Genomic DNA, 15,528 nt, shown 5'->3' with positions numbered 1-15,528 from the left:
TCGACACGCTGTCTAGGGGGCATCCAATGCCCCCTAGATACTCGACCAGTTCCGAAGAAACCGGTCTCGATACCCCCGGGTTACGCGCCCGGTGGCGCGGGTCGAGGTGTTTTTTCGAGGTACACGCCCCCGAAAAAACGGATTTTACGTCGCTTCGCTCCATTTTCCATTCTATGCGTGCTGCGGCGAGAGACCTTTGTCTACAGCCTGAAAGCCGCCCCGCATATCAGCGGAGCGGCCTTGTTTTTACTCGGTCTTCCAGAACGCGACGGAGTAGGGGGGCAGTTCGCTGCCGCCGCCGAAATCGTGCATCTCGCCGGTGATCAGGTCGACGCCGCGGCCGGCGTTTGCGTTGAAGTGCGCGGTGAAGGGTTCGGAATCGATGTTGAGGGCGACGAGAACGCGTTCCTCCTCGCATACCCGCTCCCAGATACACTGTTTATTGGTGAGTACAAGCTGCTTGAAATCGCCGTAGCAGAGGGCCTTGCTCGCGCGGTGCGCCCCCGCCATGGCGGCGATCCGGTCGGTCAGGTCGTTCCATTCAGGCGCATCGAAGGAGGGACGCAGCGCGTCGTCGCCATGCGATTTTTCGCCCGTAACGCCCCATTCGCTGCCGTAGTATACACAGGGAATGCCCGGCATGCCAAACAGCATGCCGTAGAGCAGCGGCAGGTGCTTGGGGTCGGACAGGATAGAGGCTGCGCGCGTCACATCGTGGTTATCGACAAAGGACAGCAGATGCTTGCCGCGGTAAAGCGTCCAGTTTTCCGGGCCGAACTGACGCAGCAGCGAATGCGTGATTTCAAACAGGTTCATGGAGTTGAGCGAGGAATACAGGCCCTTGTAGCATTCGTAATTGGTGCAGGAGTGCAGCATCTCGTTCCCGACAAATTGATTGTAATCGCCGTGGAGCAGCTCGCCGACAAGGAAGAAGCCGGGCTTCAAACCGTCGCAAAACGCGCGCAGCTGCCGAATAAAATCCTTGTCCAAACAATAGGCGACATCGAGCCGCAGGCCGTCGATATCGAACTCGTCCACCCACAGGCGGATGCAATCGAACAGATGCGCCACGACTTCAGGGTTTTGCAGGTTCAGGCGCACCAGCTCATAGTGGCCCTCCCAACCCTCGTACCAAAAGCCGTCGTTGTAATTCGAGTTGCCGTCGAACGAAATATGGAACCAGTCCTTGTAGGGGGAGTCCCACTTTTTCTCCTGCACGTCGCGGAAGGCCCAGAAGCCGCGGCCGACATGGTTGAACACGCCGTCCAGCACGACGCGGACGTTATGCTCGTGCAGGGTATCGCACACCTTTGCAAAATCCGCATTCGTGCCAAGGCGGCAGTCCAGCTTGCGGTAATCACGGGTGTCGTAGCCGTGCGAGTCGGATTCAAACAGGGGGGAGAAGTACACGGCGTCGCAGCCGAGCTTTTCGATATGCGCCGCCCAGTCGCCCACCTTGGCGATGCGTGGAACGGCGACACCGTCGTTTTCACGCGGCGCGCCGCAGAAACCGATCGGATAGATCTGATAGAACACGCTTTCGTATGCCCACATAAATTGATTATCCTCCTTTACAATTTGGGGATAGTTTAAGTATACTATGGATATTTGGAATTACAAGTAAAATGCCGAAAGAATATAATTTAACGAAAAAAACACTTGCGTGCGGCTGGGCGATATGGTAGAATATATCGGTAACACGGGCATTCCTCTGTCTGTTTCGCGGTGAAACGGGGTAAGAATGTCTAAGACGAAAGGATGACTTGAAAATGGATTTAGTCAAGGTACTGTCCGAGCAGCAGCTGAAAAGCGATCTGCCCGATCTGAAGATCGGCGACACCGTTAAGGTGCACGCAAAGATCAAGGAAGGTAACCGCGAGCGCATTCAGGTGTTCGAGGGTATCATTATTGCCAGAAAGCACTCCGGCGTCAACCAGACGATTACGGTTCGCCGCATTTCTTACGGCGTAGGCGTTGAGAAGACGTTCCCGGTGCATTCCCCGAACGTTGCGAAGTTCGAGATCGTGCGCCGTGGTAAGGTTCGCCGCGCCAAGCTGTACTATCTGCGCGGCAGAGTCGGCAAGGCTGCCAAGGTTGCGGAAAAGGTTTAATAGGATCAAACAAAACGGGGAGCTTTCTGCTTCCCGTTTTTGTTTGTTTATCGGGCGGAAATGCCGCGTGAAGGCTTGCGTTTGCAGCATTTAAAAGCTATAATAACAAAGTATGTATTGTTTGGAGGACTGATTATGCAGGAAATACAGGAAAACGGCGCGGGCAAGCACGAAAAGCAGGAAGGCCGCTTCAAAAGCGAGTTGTTCGGCTGGGGCGAGTCTCTGCTGACCGTTTTGATCTTTTTTGTGATCGTTTTTACCTTTTTTGCCCGATTGATCGGCGTGGACGGTTCCTCAATGGTGCCGACGCTGCAGGATCACAACATCATGTTGGTGAGCAACCTGAATTATACGCCCGAAAAAGGCGATATCGTGGTTTTGAACAAGCCGAATTTTTATCACGGCCAGCCGATCGTGAAGCGCGTCATCGCGACCGGCGGCGATACGATTGAAATCAGCGCCGACACCGGCAATGTGATCGTCAATGGAACCGTGCTGGACGAACCTTATATCGCGGAGAAGATCAACACGTTCGAGCACTTGGGCGATATGACCTACCCGCAGACCGTGCCGGAGGGCTGTATTTTCGTGATGGGCGATAACCGCAACCACTCGTCCGACAGCCGACGGAGCGATCTGGGCATGGTGGATGAGCGCTATGTGCTCGGCCATGTGCTTTCGGTGCTGTTCCCGTTCAGCCAGTTTGGCTCGGTGGAGTAAGTATGAATATTCAGTGGTATCCCGGTCACATGACCAAGACCCGCCGGCAAATGGCGGAGTATATCAAGCAGGTGGACGCGGTGTGCGAGGTGGTGGACGCCCGCATCCCGCAGGTGTCCCGCAACCCGGACATGGAAGAGATCGCCGCGGGCAAGCCGCGCCTGATCATTTTAAACCGGATCGATCTGGCCGATCCCGCCGCAACGGCGTCGTGGGCTCGCTGGTTCCGTGAAAAGGGCTGGGCGGTCATAGAGACGGACAGTCGCTTGGGACAAGGCACGCAGGCGTTCGCGTCCGCGGTGCGCGCGCTGCTCGCGGATAAGATCGCGCAGTGGAACGAAAAGGGACAAATCGGCAAGTCGGTGCGCGTGATGGTGGTCGGCATTCCGAATGTCGGCAAATCCACGTTCATCAACCGTATTCTGGGCCGCAAGTCGGCCAAGGCGGCGGACAAGCCGGGCGTGACGCGCGGCAGCCAGTGGTTCCGTGTGGAAAGCGGCATCGATTTGCTGGATACGCCGGGCATACTCTGGCCCAAATTCGACGACGAACGCGTTGGCCTGCTGCTGGCGGTCACCGGCGCGATCAAGGACGATATATTGGATGTGGAAACGCTTGGCTGCAAGCTGATGGAGCTGCTCGCGGCGCGCGCCCCGGAGACGATCGCCGCGCGGTATGGCGTGGCAGCGCCGGAGGACAGCGATTTTCCCGGCTATGATCTATTGCAGCAGGCCGGTAAGAAACGCGGCTTTTTGCTGCGCGGCGGCGAAATCGATACCGAGCGTATGGCGCGCATTCTACTCGATGAGTTCCGCGGCGGCGTGTTGGGCCGTATCACGCTGGAAACACCGGAGGAATACGCATGATCTGGGAATATGAAGAACAGGCTGCGGCGGATGGTTACCGGGCGGTCTGCGGCGTCGACGAGGCCGGGCGCGGGCCGCTCGCGGGACCGGTGTGCGCGGCGGCGGTCATTTTGCCGCCGGGCCTTGTGATCGATGGCCTGAACGACAGCAAGAAGCTGACGGAAAAAAAGCGCGAAGCGCTCTACTCCGTCATTTGCGAGAACGCGGTCGCATGGTCGGCGGCGCTGGTGGATGAGCAGGTGATCGATGAGATCAATATTTTACAGGCGACTTACCGCGTGATGCGGCAGGCGGTGGAGGGGCTTTCCGTTCCGGCGGATTTTGCGCTGGTGGACGGCAACCGCTCGGAAGGGCTGGCGGTACCGCACCGCTGTATCGTGGGCGGAGACGGTCTCTCGCCCTCAATCGCGGCGGCGTCGATCATTGCCAAGGTGACGAGGGACCGGCTGCTGCGTCAGTATGACGAAACCTATCCCCAGTACGGCTTTGCAAAGCACAAGGGCTACGGCAGCCGGGCGCATTACGAAGCGCTGCTGCGATACGGCCCGTGCCCGATCCATCGGCGCACCTTTTTGCGCAAGTTCTACGAGCAGCACCCGGAGGCGCCGCGATGAAGGGCGCATGGGGCGAGCGGCAGGCGCAGGCGTATTTGAAGCGCAAGGGCTACCGTATCGTGGAAACGAATTTTCGCACCCGGCTGGGTGAGATCGACATTATTGCGCGCGACGGCCCATATATTGTATTCGCCGAGGTGAAAACGCGAAGGGACAGCCGCTTTGCGCTGCCGCGCGAGCATGTGACGGCTGCCAAGCGGCAGCGCATTTGCGTCACGGCCGAACAGTGGCTGCAGCGAAACCCCGGCGCGGGGCAGCCGCGCTTCGATGTGATCGAGGTATACGGGGAGGAAGACGCGGCCCCGCGGGATATCTGCCACCTCATAGACGCCTTTGGGGGATAGTATGAAGCTTTTTGACCTGCACTGCGACACGATCTATGAATGCTGCGAGACCGGCAAGGCCCTGCGGGAAAACGACCTGCACGTGAATTTAGCCGGCGCGCGGCGGTATACGCATTACGCACAGTTTTTTGCGCTGTTCTGCGGCGCGCGCGCGCCGAGCGCCGAGCTGGCGGCCGGTCGGGCATCGCTTTTGGATACGCCGCCAAACGAGCGCTTTGCCCGCATGGTAAAAACCGCGATGGGCGAATTTGAAAAAAACGCCGATTGGCTGACGTTTTGCCGCACATCGGAGGATTTGGCGCGCGCGGCGGCCGATGGCAAGGCGGCGGCGTTCCTTTCAGTCGAGGGCGCAGAACTGCTGCCCGACACGCCGGACGGACTGGATTTGGCCTATGACGCGGGCGTGCGCCTGCTGACGCTGACATGGAATTACCGCAGCAAATTCGGCTGCCCGGCGTCGGTCGATCAAGCCGAGGGGCTGACGGAGGAAGGGCGCAAGCTGGTGCGGGATTGCGAACAAAAGGGGATTATCGTCGATGTGTCCCACCTGTCCGAACAGGGCTTTTGGGACGTATGTGAAACGGCGGCGAAGCCCTTTGTGGCCACGCACAGCGATTCGCGCGCGCTTTGCCGCCATCCGCGCAACCTGACCGACCGGCAGTTTGCCGCGATCGTTTCGGGGGGTGGTCTGGTGGGCGTCAACCTGTACACGCCGTTTTTAGTGCGTCAGAGCGATTCGGTCTTGGAGGACGCGCTCGACCATATCGAGCATTTTCTCGGCCTTTACGGCGAGGGCCATTTGGCGCTTGGCTGCGATCTGGACGGGTGCGACGAGCTGCCCGCCGGGGTGGGAGGTCTGGGCGACCTGTATAAGCTGGGCGAACTGATGCTGCGTAAGGGGTATAAGGAAAGCACCGTGAACGGGCTGTTTTACGACAATGCGTTCGCGTTTATAGAAAAAATGCTGTAATTAAAAATTCGGAGGTTTAACGTAAATGGAATATGTAAGCACGAGAGACAAGAGCCGTGCGGTCTCGTCGGCCTACGCGATCGCGAACGGCATCGCGCCGGACGGCGGCCTGTATTGCCCAACCGAATTCCCGTCGCTTTCCGCGGAGGATTGGCACGCGCTGGCGAAAATGGACTACAAAGGCCGCGCGGCCATGATACTCGGCCGCTTCCTGACCGATTTTTCGGCGGAAGAGCTTACGGACTTTGCCGCGAAGGCGTATGCGGATGAAAAATTCGGCGGCTCGAATACCGCGCCCGTCGTATCGCTCGCAGACGGCAAGCATCTGTTGGAGCTGTGGCACGGCCCCACCTGCGCGTTCAAGGACATGGCGCTGCAAATCCTGCCGCATTTGCTGACCGCGTCGCTCCGCAAGATCGGCGAAAAGCGCACCGCGTGCATCCTCGTCGCGACCTCGGGCGATACGGGCAAGGCCGCGCTCGACGGCTTCGCCGATGTGCCGGGCACCAAGATCATGGTATACTATCCGGAAAACGGCGTGTCCCCGATGCAAAAGCTGCAAATGAATACGCAGACAGGGGAAAACGTTGAGGTGGTCGCCATTCGCGGCAACTTCGACGACGCCCAGTCCGCCGTCAAGCAAATCTTTACCGATGCGGCGACGCGCGAGGCGCTGGACCGCGACGGTATGATGCTGTCCTCCGCCAATTCGATCAACTGGGGGCGGCTGGCCCCGCAGATCGCCTACTATATTTCGGCGTATTGCGATCTGCTCGCCGAAGGTAAGATCGCGCATGGCGATCAGATCAATATCTGCGTGCCCACGGGCAACTTCGGCAATATCCTCGCGGCGTACATCGCAAAGCAGATGGGCCTGCCGGTGAACAAGTTCATCTGCGCCTCCAACCGCAACAATGTGCTGACCGACTTTTTCAAAAAGGGCGGCAGCTATGATAAGAACCGCGCGTTTTACACCACCGCTTCGCCGTCGATGGATATCCTGATCTCGTCCAATCTGGAACGCCTGCTGTTCCTCGCCTCGGGACAGAACGACAAGCTGGTCGCCGAACTGATGGACAAGCTGGGGACCGAGGGCCGCTACGCGCTGACGGCGGAAATGTTTTCCGGTATCGCCGCGGATTTCGACGCGGGCTGCTGCGACGATGCCGAGACCGCCGAGACCATCCGCGCACTGTGGGAAAAGGAGCACTATCTGGCCGATACGCACACGGCGGTCGCCGTGCGGGTGTACGAGGACTACCGCGCGCGCACCGGCGACGAGACGCCGGTCGTCATTGCTTCCACCGCGTCGCCGTTTAAGTTCTGCCGTTCGGTGATCGAAGCGCTGGGCGGTTCGCTCGAGCGGGACGATGTGACGCAGCTCGGCGTTCTGGAACAGCTGACGGGCGAAAAGGCTCCCGCGCCGCTTGCCGCGCTCGCGGGCAAGACGCTGCGCTTTGACCGCGTGGTGGACAAGGAAGCGATCTTTCAGACAATCGAGCTGCTGAAGGCGCGGTAAGACGGATGGCGCTTTTTACGCTGGCCGATCTGCATCTCTCCACCGCCGTGCCCAAGCCGATGGATATATTTGGCGGCAGGTGGCAGGGCTACACGGAAAAGATCGTCAAAAATTGGCGCGCGCTGATCGCGCCGGAGGACACGGTCGTTCTGGGCGGCGATATCTCGTGGGGCATTAGCCTGAGCGAAGCGCGCACGGATTTTGAACTGCTCGAAAGCCTGCCCGGGCGTAAGCTCATTTTAAAGGGCAACCACGATCTTTGGTGGGAAACGGCGGCCAAGATGCACCGGTTCCTTGAGGAGCACGGCATGCAAAGCATCGATTTTCTGCATAACAACTGCTTCTTTTACGAAAACACCGCGCTGTGCGGCACGCGCGGCTGGCCCTTTGAGCAGGACTTTGCCGATCCGCACAACGAAAAAATATTCCGGCGGGAGCTGATGCGGCTGGAAGCCTCGCTCAGACAAGGGGCCGCGGCCGCGCCGGAGGAGATCGTCTGTTTTCTCCATTACCCGCCGCTTTACGCCTCGTTTCGCTGCGAAGCGATCGTTTCCATGCTGCAAAAGTACGGCGTGCGGCGCTGTTTTTACGGTCACCTGCACTCGGAAAGCCTGCGGTACGCGGTGGAAGGGGTGTACGACGGCATCGAATGGCGGCTGGTTTCGGGAGATCATGTGGATTTTACACCGGTTTTGCTTAAAAAATAAAAAAAGTGTGGAAATCCGAAAGTATATCTGATAAAATAGATTGGATACAATCGAAGTATTGATAGTAAGGAGTTTGGCAACATGGAACTGAAAAAGACAGAAAAGCTGGAACACAGCATGGTGGAGCTGACCATCGCTGTTTCGGCTCAGGAGTTTGACGCCGCAAAGGATAAGGCGTTCAAGAAGTCCGGCAAGAACATTACGGTACCCGGCTTCCGCAAGGGCAAGGCCCCCCGCAAGATGATCGAAAAGCTTTATGGCGAAGGCGTTTTCTTTGAGGATGCTTTTAATATCGTATATCCGGACGCGATGGACATGGCGGTCAAGGAAGCCGGCATCGAGCCTGTGGGCCGCGCGGACGTCGATCTGGGCGACGCCGAGGAAGAAGGCGGCCTGACGATCGTGGCCAAGGTGCCGGTCGAGCCCGAAGTAGAGCTGGGCGAATACAAGGGCGTCGAAGCCGAGAAGGAGACCGTAAAGGTTCCCGCGGCCGACGTGAAGGCGGAGCTGACCCGTATGGCCGAGCGCGGCGGCCGCACCGAGACCGTTGACCGCAAGGCCAAGAAGAACGACACGGTCGAAATCGATTTTGAAGGCTTTGTGGACGGCACGCCGTTCGACGGCGGCAAGGCTGAAAACTACGAGCTGACGCTTGGCTCCGGTTCCTTTATCCCGGGCTTTGAGGATCAGCTGATCGGCGTGAAGGCCGGCGAGGAAAAGGACGTTGTCGTTTCCTTCCCCGAGGAGTACCATGCCAGCGAGCTGGCCGGCAAGGAAGCCGTGTTTAAGTGCAAGGTGCACAAGGTGCAGGAGACCATTCTGCCCGAGATCGACGATGAGTTCGCCAAGGACGTATCCGAAACCAGCGAGACTCTTGACGACCTGAAGAAAGAGATCACCGAGCGCCTGAAGAACGAGCGCCAGCAGGCCGCCGACCGCGACTTTGAAGAAAAAGTGCTGGACGCCGTACTGGAAAACATGAAGGCTGATATTCCGGAAGCCATGTATGAAAACCAGATCAACACGATCATTCAGGACTTTGGCTACCGCCTGCAGATGCAGGGCATGCAGCTCGACCGCTATCTGGCCATGAACAATATGGACATGACCACCTTCCGCTCGATGTTCCGCGATCAGGCCGAGCGTCAGGTCAAGGTGCGCCTTGCGCTGAAAAAGGTTGCCGAATTGGAGAACCTGACCGTTTCCGACACCGATCTTGATGAGCAGTATGCTAAAATGGCAGAGCAGTATGGCATGGAGGCCGAAAAGGTCCGCGCCGCTGTCAATGCCGACGCTCTCACGGCCGACATGAAGATCGACCGCGCGCTTGAATTCCTGACCACCAACGCCAAGGTCAAGAAGAAGGCCGCTGCCAAGAAAAAGGCGGACGACGCCGCCGAGGGCGAAGAGTAATTACAAAGCAGTTTCTTTTCAATAAGGAAAGGAGTCTTTTTTCGTGAGTTTGGTACCAATGGTCATTGAGCAGACCGGGCGCGGCGAGCGTTCCTACGATATTTATTCGCGTCTGCTCAACGATCGGATCGTTATGCTCGGCGAAGAGGTCAACGATGTGACGGCCTCGCTCGTCGTCGCGCAGCTCCTCTATCTGGAGGGGCAGGACCCTGATAAGGACATTTCGTTCTATATCAACAGCCCCGGCGGCTCTGTTACCGCGGGCATGGCGATCTTTGACACAATGAACTACATCAAGCCCGATGTATCGACCATTTGCGTCGGTCTGGCGGCTTCGATGGGCGCGTTCCTGCTGGCGGCGGGCGCCAAGGGCAAGCGCTTCGCGCTGCCCAACGCGGAGATCATGATCCACCAGCCTTCGGGCGGCGCGCAGGGTCAAGCCTCCGATATGAAGATCCATACCGATTGGATTCTCAAGACGCGCGACAAGCTCAACCGCATCCTTGCCGAAAACACCGGCAAACCGCTTGAGATCATCGCGCGCGATACCGAGCGCGACAATTTCATGTCCGCGGAGGAAGCGCTGGAATACGGCCTGATCGACCGTATCTTCGATAAGAGATAAAAGCGATCGAAATGTCACAGTATTTTAGGGGTGCAAGATGCCAAATTTTGATGATGATAAGACGCTGAAGTGTTCGTTCTGCGGCAAGCCGCAGAACCGCGTCCGCAAGCTTATCGCGGGGCCGGGCGTGTATATCTGCGACGAATGTATTGGCGTATGCACCAGCATTTTGGACGATGAGCTGGATTTTGCGCCTTCGCTGCGCGAGGACGAGGCGGTGCTCGAACCCGAAAAGCTGCCAACCCCGCAGGAGCTTAAGGCCACGCTCGATGAATATGTCATCGGGCAGGAACGCGCCAAGGTCGCTCTGTCGGTGGCCGTGTATAACCACTACAAGCGTATCTACAGCGGCGAGAGCGATATCGAACTGCAAAAGTCGAACATCCTGATGCTCGGCCCTTCCGGTTCGGGTAAAACGCTGCTCGCGCAGACGCTGGCCAAAACGCTTAAGGTGCCGTTCGCCATCGCGGACGCCACCACCCTGACCGAAGCCGGCTATGTCGGTGAGGATGTTGAGAATATCCTGCTGCGACTGATTCAGGCGGCGGATTTTGACATCGAGCTGGCCGAGCATGGCATCATCTATGTTGATGAAATCGACAAGATCGCCCGCAAGAGCGAAAATCCGTCCATTACCCGCGACGTTTCGGGTGAGGGCGTGCAGCAGGCGCTGCTGAAAATGCTGGAAGGCACAACGGCCAACGTGCCGCCGCAGGGCGGCCGCAAGCACCCGCATCAGGATTTTATCCAGATCGATACGACCAATATCCTGTTTATCTGCGGCGGTGCGTTTGACGGCGTCGAGGGCATCATCCAAAAGCGCGTGGGCAAGCAGGGCCTTGGCTTTGGCGCGGAGGTGCACAGCAACGAGGCGGACAACAACGATGAGCTGCTGGCCCGTATTGAGCCGCACGATTTGATGAAGTACGGTCTGATTCCTGAACTGATCGGGCGTATGCCGATGCTCGTGGCGCTTTCAACGCTCGATGAATCGGCGTTGGTCCGCATTTTGCAGGAACCGAAAAACGCACTGGTCAAGCAGTATCAGGCGCTGCTCAAGATGGACGGCGCCGAGCTCGTCTTCGAGCCGGAAGCGCTGACCGAGGTGGCGCAGATCGCGCTCAAGCGCAAAACGGGCGCGCGAGGGCTGCGCGGCGTGCTGGAAACGATGATGACCGATATCATGTTCCGCATCCCGTCCGACGAGACCATCACCAAGGTGACGATCACGCGCGGTACGGTCACGGGCGAGAGCGAACCGGTGCTGGAACACGGCGAGCGGCTGCGTCTGCCCGAGGGGGAAGGGCGCGCGCGGCCTGCGGCAAAACCGGGCAAAAATAACAAAAGCGCATAAAACGGCGTCCGCCGGTCTCTGACCGGTGGACGATGGAAAACGTGGGCGGGACGTGTGTTTCCGCCTGCGTTTTGCTATTCTGAGCAGGCATTACCGCTTGCCAAAACGCGAAAAATAGACTATACTAACCCTATTAACGCCGCACAGAAGCGAAAAATAGCGCCGTGCGACGCACATCCCCCGTATACAGGAGAGAAAAATACATGTTACAAACCGAAGAAACTACCCTGCGCCTGCTGCCTGTGCTGCCGCTGCGCGGCTTGGTCGCGTTTCCGCGGATGCTGATCCACTTCGATGTGGGGCGGACAATGTCGATTCGCGCGCTGGAAGCGGCAATGAAGAATGAGCAGATGATCTTCCTTACCGCGCAGCGCGAACTGAAGACCGATGCGCCCGGGCCGGGCGATCTGTACCAGATCGGCACGATCTGCGTGATCAAGCAGATCCTGCGCCTGCCGGGCGACAATATCCGCGTGCTTGTCGAGGGCAAGGCGCGCGCCGCCGCGTATCAGTTCAACCATCCGGAGGACGAGGAGGACTGCCTGTTCGCCGAGGTTTCGGAGCTGATCGATTATGCGCTGGGCGCTGCCGAGCGCCGCTCACAGGCGCTGATCCGCACCGCGCAGGAACGCTTTTCCGAATACGCGCAGTATGCCGCGCGCGTTTCCGCCGATGTGGAAATGTCGGTGGCGGCTGGCGGCGACGCCGGCTTTCTGGCGGACTTTATCGCCCAGAATCTCGCGGTCGACGTCGAGGTCAAGCAGGAGATATTGGAGGAACTCAACGTGACGCGCCGCCTGACCATGATCATCCGGCTGCTGGGCGAAGAGACGGAAATCCTCAAAATTGAAAACGAAATTCAGGACGAGCTGAAAACGCAGATCGATAAAAATCAGCGCGAATATTATCTGCGCGAACAGATCAAGGTCATTCAGGGCGAGCTGGGCGAGCAGGACATCGCGGCCGAAGCCGACAGCTACCGCGAGCGCATCCAGAAGCTCCACCTGCCCGCGGAATCCGAGGAGAAGCTCCTTAAGGAAACCGACCGGCTGGCCAAGCTCAGCGGCTCACAGGCCGAACAGGGCGTGGTGCGTACATATTTGGATACGGTGCTTGAGCTGCCCTGGGATAATAAGAGCGAGGAACGCATCGACCTAACGGAAGCCGAAGCGGTTTTGAACCGCGATCACTTTGGTCTGACCAAGGTTAAGGAGCGTATTTTGGAATTCTTGGCGGTCAAGGCGCTGTCGCCCGAGCTAAAGGGGCAGGTGCTGTGTCTGGTCGGCCCGCCCGGCGTGGGCAAGACCTCGATCGCGCGATCGATCGCGGAGGCAATGGGCAGAAGCTATGCGCGCATGTCGCTGGGCGGTGTGCGCGACGAGGCGGACATCCGCGGCCACCGCAAGACCTACATCGGCGCGATGCCCGGCCGTATCATGGACGCGCTGCGCCGCGCGGGCACGTCCAACCCGTTGATCCTGCTCGATGAGATCGATAAGATGGGCAACGATTTTAGGGGCGACCCGGCTTCCGCCATGCTCGAGGTGCTGGACACTGAGCAGAACGTCGCGTTCCGCGACCATTATATCGAACTGCCGTTCGACCTGTCCGATGTATTGTTCCTGACGACCGCGAACGACCTTGGCGGCGTTCCGCGTCCGCTGCTCGACCGCATGGAGGTGATCGAGCTTTCTTCCTATACCGAAGAGGAAAAGGTGCAGATCGCTACGCGCCACCTGATCGGCAAGCAGATGAAAAAGCACGGCATAAAGGAAGAACAGCTTACGCTGCCTGAGGAGATGCTGCGCGCCATCATCGCGGGCTATACCCGTGAGGCGGGCGTGCGCCGCTTGGAGCAGTTGATCGCGCGTGTGTGCCGCAAAGCGGCCAAGAAGATCGCGGACGGCGAAACGGGCCTTACCGTGACAGAGGACAAGCTGGAGGACCTGCTGGGCGTGGCCCCGTATAAGGAAGACTTGATCTCGCATAATGATGAGGTCGGTATCGTCAACGGCCTTGCGTGGACCAGCGTGGGCGGCGAGATGCTGGAGGTCGAAGTTGCCGTCGTGCCCGGAACGGGCAAGATCGAGGTGACCGGCAATTTGGGCACCGTCATGCAGGAAAGCGCCAAGGCTGCCGTTACCTTCGTGCGCTCCCGTTCAGAAGCGCTGGCGATTGATCCGATGTTCTATAAAGTCAACGACCTGCATATCCACTTCCCGGAGGCCGCTATCCCGAAGGACGGCCCCTCCGCCGGTGTGACGATCACCACCGCGCTCATCTCCGCCTTGACCGAAGCCCCGGTGCGGCACGACGTCGCCATGACGGGCGAGGTGACGCTGCGCGGCCGCGTGCTGCCGATCGGCGGCCTGCGGGAGAAAACCATGGCGGCGTTCCGCGCCGGCATCAAGACCGTTGTGATACCCAAGGAGAACGAGTCTGATTTGCAGGATATCGAACCGGTCGTGCGCGAGAAGCTGCAGTTTGTGCCTGCCGCTCATATGGATACGGTGATGGAGACCGCAATCGATTTTTCGCGCCGCCCCAAGAAAAAGAAAAAAACGACCCGGCGGGCCGTGCCCTGCACGGATCCGTCAGTGCCGACCGTGGTACAGTAAACAGAAGGGAAGGGCAGCTACATGCTCAATCTGCAACAAGCAGAATTTATTCGATCCGCTGTGAGTGAAAAGGATTTTCCGAGGGATGGTTTGCCGCAATTTGTCTTTGCGGGCAAATCCAACGTCGGCAAGTCCTCTGTGCTCAATCGTTTGCTGCGGCGCAAAAACTTTGCGCGCGTCGGCGCGCAGCCGGGCAAAACGGTACACATCAACTTCTTTCTGATCGACAAACAGACTTATTTTGTCGATCTGCCCGGCTATGGCTTCGCCAAGGTATCCAAGGCGGAACAGAACCGCTGGGGCGAGCTGATGCAGATCTATTTTGATTCCGGCCTGCTCTCCTGCGGGGTGCAGATCGTCGACATCCGCCATGCGCCAACGAAGGACGACGCGACGATGGCGAACTGGTTCCGCGCTTCGGGCATGCCTTGGCTCGTGATCGCCAATAAGCTGGATAAGATCAAGAAAAGCCAATTACAGGGCTGTCTTGATGTGATCCGGCAGACACTGCTGCTGCCGGAAGCGGTCCCCGTCATTCCGTTTTCCGCAGAAAAAGGCGATGGCAGAGAGACCGTTTTAGACATGCTGATCGCGCATATGGGAAAGGATGCGTATAAATCATGAATTTTTTGCGCCGCATGATGATGGGTCGCTACGGCGGGGATCCGTTGAATAACGCCTTGCTCCTGCTGTGTCTTTTGCTGATCGCTCTGCGCTGGGCGACCGGCTGGGCCGTTATGGGCTGGCTGGCGGTGGCCTTGCTTTTCCTTTGCTATTTCCGCATGTTTTCGCGCAATATTAACGCGCGCTATATGGAGAACCAACGCTTTATGGGCTTTTGGAATCCGATTCGCCAGCGGCTGCGCGATGCCTCCGCCCGCTTTGCCGACCGTAAAACGCACCGGTATTATAAGTGCCCGCAGTGTGGCAAGCGCCTGCGCGTGCCGCGTGGACGTGGCAAAATAAACATTACTTGTCCCCAATGCCGCACGCAATTTATCCGTAAAAGCTAAAAATGTTACTTTTTAGAAATGTTGTCTGATAAAGTGGGAAAATACTGTTGCAATTTTTTGAAAAAGTCTTATAATATAGTTAACCTATAGTGTATAAGGGGGCGAAGCCAATGACAATGGATCAGCTGATCGGAAAGATTTACAACAGGCTCAGCAAGGCCGATATCAGCGGTACGCAGGGGAAGGTTGCGGTACAGTTCAACCTGACCGGTAAGGTTGGGGGCGTTTTCTATGTGGAAATCCTCAACGGCGTGCTTTCTGTAATGCCTTATGAGTACATCGATCGCGATGCCAGCGTATGCGGCACCATGACTAACATCGAAAAGGTTTTCACCGGCAAACTGGTTCCTCAGGTTGCCATGGCGGAAGGAAAGATCAAGGTCGAGGGTAATGTGGACAAGGTTATGGTCTTGGCCGAATTGCTCAAGCAGTAAGTCTTTCAGATCAAAAAGTACAAGAATCCCGTCTGCTTCCACAGAAAGCGGACGGGATTTTTGTGTGAAAATATCCTTGACAATCCGCGTGAAATTGCAGTAAAATATAAAAACCACCCCGAAGATTGGGGAGGCCGCAAATTTCTTCTTTTTTCGCTAAAAAAGGTGTTGACAAAAGGAGGGGTGTGCGATATACTAAATAAGCTGCTTCTGAGAGAGC

Annotated in this window: 16 protein-coding genes; 15 read left to right on the top strand and 1 reads right to left on the bottom strand. The window is 57.9% G+C overall.

The annotated features are described in order from the left end of the window. Window positions 1–246 precede the first annotated feature (246 nt). Entirely contained in the window at window positions 247–1,554 is a 1,308-nt protein-coding gene (locus tag NE562_RS16145; RefSeq protein ID WP_280963446.1) for an alpha-amylase family glycosyl hydrolase, read from the bottom strand. 215 nt (window positions 1,555–1,769) lie between these two features. On the opposite strand from NE562_RS16145, the gene rplS reads away from it, so the two are divergent. The 15 genes from rplS (at window position 1,770) to NE562_RS16070 (ending at window position 15,308) form a co-directional block, all read left to right on the top strand. Beyond that, window positions 1,770–2,111: a 50S ribosomal protein L19 gene (gene rplS, locus NE562_RS16140; protein WP_280963445.1), complete on the top strand. Its 342-nt coding sequence runs from the start codon at window positions 1,770–1,772 to the stop codon at window positions 2,109–2,111. A gap of 135 nt (window positions 2,112–2,246) precedes the next feature. Beyond that, window positions 2,247–2,831: a signal peptidase I gene (gene lepB / locus NE562_RS16135; protein WP_280963444.1), complete on the top strand. Its 585-nt coding sequence runs from the start codon at window positions 2,247–2,249 to the stop codon at window positions 2,829–2,831. A 2-nt stretch (window positions 2,832–2,833) separates the two neighbouring features. Then, window positions 2,834–3,697 carry a ribosome biogenesis GTPase YlqF gene (gene ylqF, locus NE562_RS16130; protein WP_280963443.1) on the top strand — a complete coding sequence of 288 codons (864 nt, stop codon included), beginning with the start codon at window positions 2,834–2,836 and terminating at the stop codon, window positions 3,695–3,697. Continuing rightward, window positions 3,694–4,311 (top strand): ribonuclease HII, encoded by a 618-nt coding sequence (locus NE562_RS16125; RefSeq protein ID WP_280963442.1) that lies wholly within the window; start codon window positions 3,694–3,696, stop codon window positions 4,309–4,311. The genes ylqF and NE562_RS16125 overlap by 4 nt, the downstream gene beginning before the upstream one ends. Further along, on the top strand, window positions 4,308–4,655 hold the full coding sequence (locus NE562_RS16120; protein WP_280963441.1) for a YraN family protein: 348 nt from the start codon (window positions 4,308–4,310) through the stop codon (window positions 4,653–4,655). The genes NE562_RS16125 and NE562_RS16120 overlap by 4 nt, the downstream gene beginning before the upstream one ends. 1 nt (window position 4,656) lies before the next feature. Beyond that, window positions 4,657–5,625, top strand: a complete 969-nt coding sequence (locus NE562_RS16115; RefSeq protein ID WP_280963440.1) for a dipeptidase — start codon at window positions 4,657–4,659, stop codon at window positions 5,623–5,625. A 25-nt stretch (window positions 5,626–5,650) separates the two neighbouring features. Then, window positions 5,651–7,144: a threonine synthase gene (gene thrC, locus NE562_RS16110; RefSeq protein WP_280963439.1), complete on the top strand. Its 1,494-nt coding sequence runs from the start codon at window positions 5,651–5,653 to the stop codon at window positions 7,142–7,144. A gap of 5 nt (window positions 7,145–7,149) precedes the next feature. Then, window positions 7,150–7,851: a metallophosphoesterase gene (locus NE562_RS16105; RefSeq protein ID WP_280963438.1), complete on the top strand. Its 702-nt coding sequence runs from the start codon at window positions 7,150–7,152 to the stop codon at window positions 7,849–7,851. An 81-nt stretch (window positions 7,852–7,932) separates the two neighbouring features. Next, window positions 7,933–9,264, top strand: a complete 1,332-nt coding sequence (tig, locus tag NE562_RS16100; RefSeq protein ID WP_280963437.1) for a trigger factor — start codon at window positions 7,933–7,935, stop codon at window positions 9,262–9,264. A gap of 43 nt (window positions 9,265–9,307) precedes the next feature. Beyond that, on the top strand, window positions 9,308–9,889 hold the full coding sequence (gene clpP, locus NE562_RS16095; protein WP_280963436.1) for an ATP-dependent Clp endopeptidase proteolytic subunit ClpP: 582 nt from the start codon (window positions 9,308–9,310) through the stop codon (window positions 9,887–9,889). A 37-nt stretch (window positions 9,890–9,926) separates the two neighbouring features. After that, the gene (clpX, locus tag NE562_RS16090) at window positions 9,927–11,243 is read left to right on the top strand and encodes an ATP-dependent Clp protease ATP-binding subunit ClpX (RefSeq protein WP_280963435.1); all 1,317 of its coding nucleotides are present in this window, start codon (window positions 9,927–9,929) and stop codon (window positions 11,241–11,243) included. Window positions 11,244–11,446: 203 nt separating this feature from the next. Then, entirely contained in the window at window positions 11,447–13,861 is a 2,415-nt protein-coding gene (gene lon, locus NE562_RS16085; protein WP_280963434.1) for an endopeptidase La, read from the top strand. A 21-nt stretch (window positions 13,862–13,882) separates the two neighbouring features. Beyond that, a complete protein-coding gene (yihA, locus tag NE562_RS16080; protein WP_280963433.1) occupies window positions 13,883–14,485 on the top strand; it encodes a ribosome biogenesis GTP-binding protein YihA/YsxC in 603 nt (200 codons plus the stop codon). Next, complete coding sequence (locus NE562_RS16075; RefSeq protein ID WP_280963432.1) at window positions 14,482–14,874, top strand: hypothetical protein; 393 nt, start codon at window positions 14,482–14,484, stop codon at window positions 14,872–14,874. Before yihA ends, NE562_RS16075 begins: the two co-directional genes overlap by 4 nt. Before the next feature lie 116 nt (window positions 14,875–14,990). Then, the gene (locus NE562_RS16070; protein ID WP_280963431.1) at window positions 14,991–15,308 is read left to right on the top strand and encodes an SCP2 sterol-binding domain-containing protein; all 318 of its coding nucleotides are present in this window, start codon (window positions 14,991–14,993) and stop codon (window positions 15,306–15,308) included. Window positions 15,309–15,528: the final 220 nt, after the last annotated feature.

The organism is Butyricicoccus faecihominis, from assembly GCF_024462775.1.
GTDB lineage: Bacteria > Bacillota > Clostridia > Oscillospirales > Butyricicoccaceae > Agathobaculum > Agathobaculum faecihominis_A.
This window is presented reverse-complemented; position numbering and strand designations above follow the sequence as displayed.

What these genes read in the sequence shown, in the direction of transcription:
- NE562_RS16070 (WP_280963431.1), top strand. Translation starts at nt 14,991, where the DNA reads ATGGATCAGCTGATCGGAAAGATTTACAACAGGCTCAGCAAGGCCGAT.
- NE562_RS16120 (WP_280963441.1), top strand. Translation starts at nt 4,308, where the DNA reads ATGAAGGGCGCATGGGGCGAGCGGCAGGCGCAGGCGTATTTGAAGCGC.
- NE562_RS16115 (WP_280963440.1), top strand. Translation starts at nt 4,657, where the DNA reads ATGAAGCTTTTTGACCTGCACTGCGACACGATCTATGAATGCTGCGAG.
- rplS (WP_280963445.1), top strand. Translation starts at nt 1,770, where the DNA reads ATGGATTTAGTCAAGGTACTGTCCGAGCAGCAGCTGAAAAGCGATCTG.
- thrC (WP_280963439.1), top strand. Translation starts at nt 5,651, where the DNA reads ATGGAATATGTAAGCACGAGAGACAAGAGCCGTGCGGTCTCGTCGGCC.
- ylqF (WP_280963443.1), top strand. Translation starts at nt 2,834, where the DNA reads ATGAATATTCAGTGGTATCCCGGTCACATGACCAAGACCCGCCGGCAA.
- NE562_RS16075 (WP_280963432.1), top strand. Translation starts at nt 14,482, where the DNA reads ATGAATTTTTTGCGCCGCATGATGATGGGTCGCTACGGCGGGGATCCG.
- yihA (WP_280963433.1), top strand. Translation starts at nt 13,883, where the DNA reads ATGCTCAATCTGCAACAAGCAGAATTTATTCGATCCGCTGTGAGTGAA.
- lon (WP_280963434.1), top strand. Translation starts at nt 11,447, where the DNA reads ATGTTACAAACCGAAGAAACTACCCTGCGCCTGCTGCCTGTGCTGCCG.
- NE562_RS16105 (WP_280963438.1), top strand. Translation starts at nt 7,150, where the DNA reads ATGGCGCTTTTTACGCTGGCCGATCTGCATCTCTCCACCGCCGTGCCC.
- clpX (WP_280963435.1), top strand. Translation starts at nt 9,927, where the DNA reads ATGCCAAATTTTGATGATGATAAGACGCTGAAGTGTTCGTTCTGCGGC.
- lepB (WP_280963444.1), top strand. Translation starts at nt 2,247, where the DNA reads ATGCAGGAAATACAGGAAAACGGCGCGGGCAAGCACGAAAAGCAGGAA.
- NE562_RS16125 (WP_280963442.1), top strand. Translation starts at nt 3,694, where the DNA reads ATGATCTGGGAATATGAAGAACAGGCTGCGGCGGATGGTTACCGGGCG.
- tig (WP_280963437.1), top strand. Translation starts at nt 7,933, where the DNA reads ATGGAACTGAAAAAGACAGAAAAGCTGGAACACAGCATGGTGGAGCTG.
- NE562_RS16145 (WP_280963446.1), bottom strand. Translation starts at nt 1,554, where the DNA reads ATGTGGGCATACGAAAGCGTGTTCTATCAGATCTATCCGATCGGTTTC.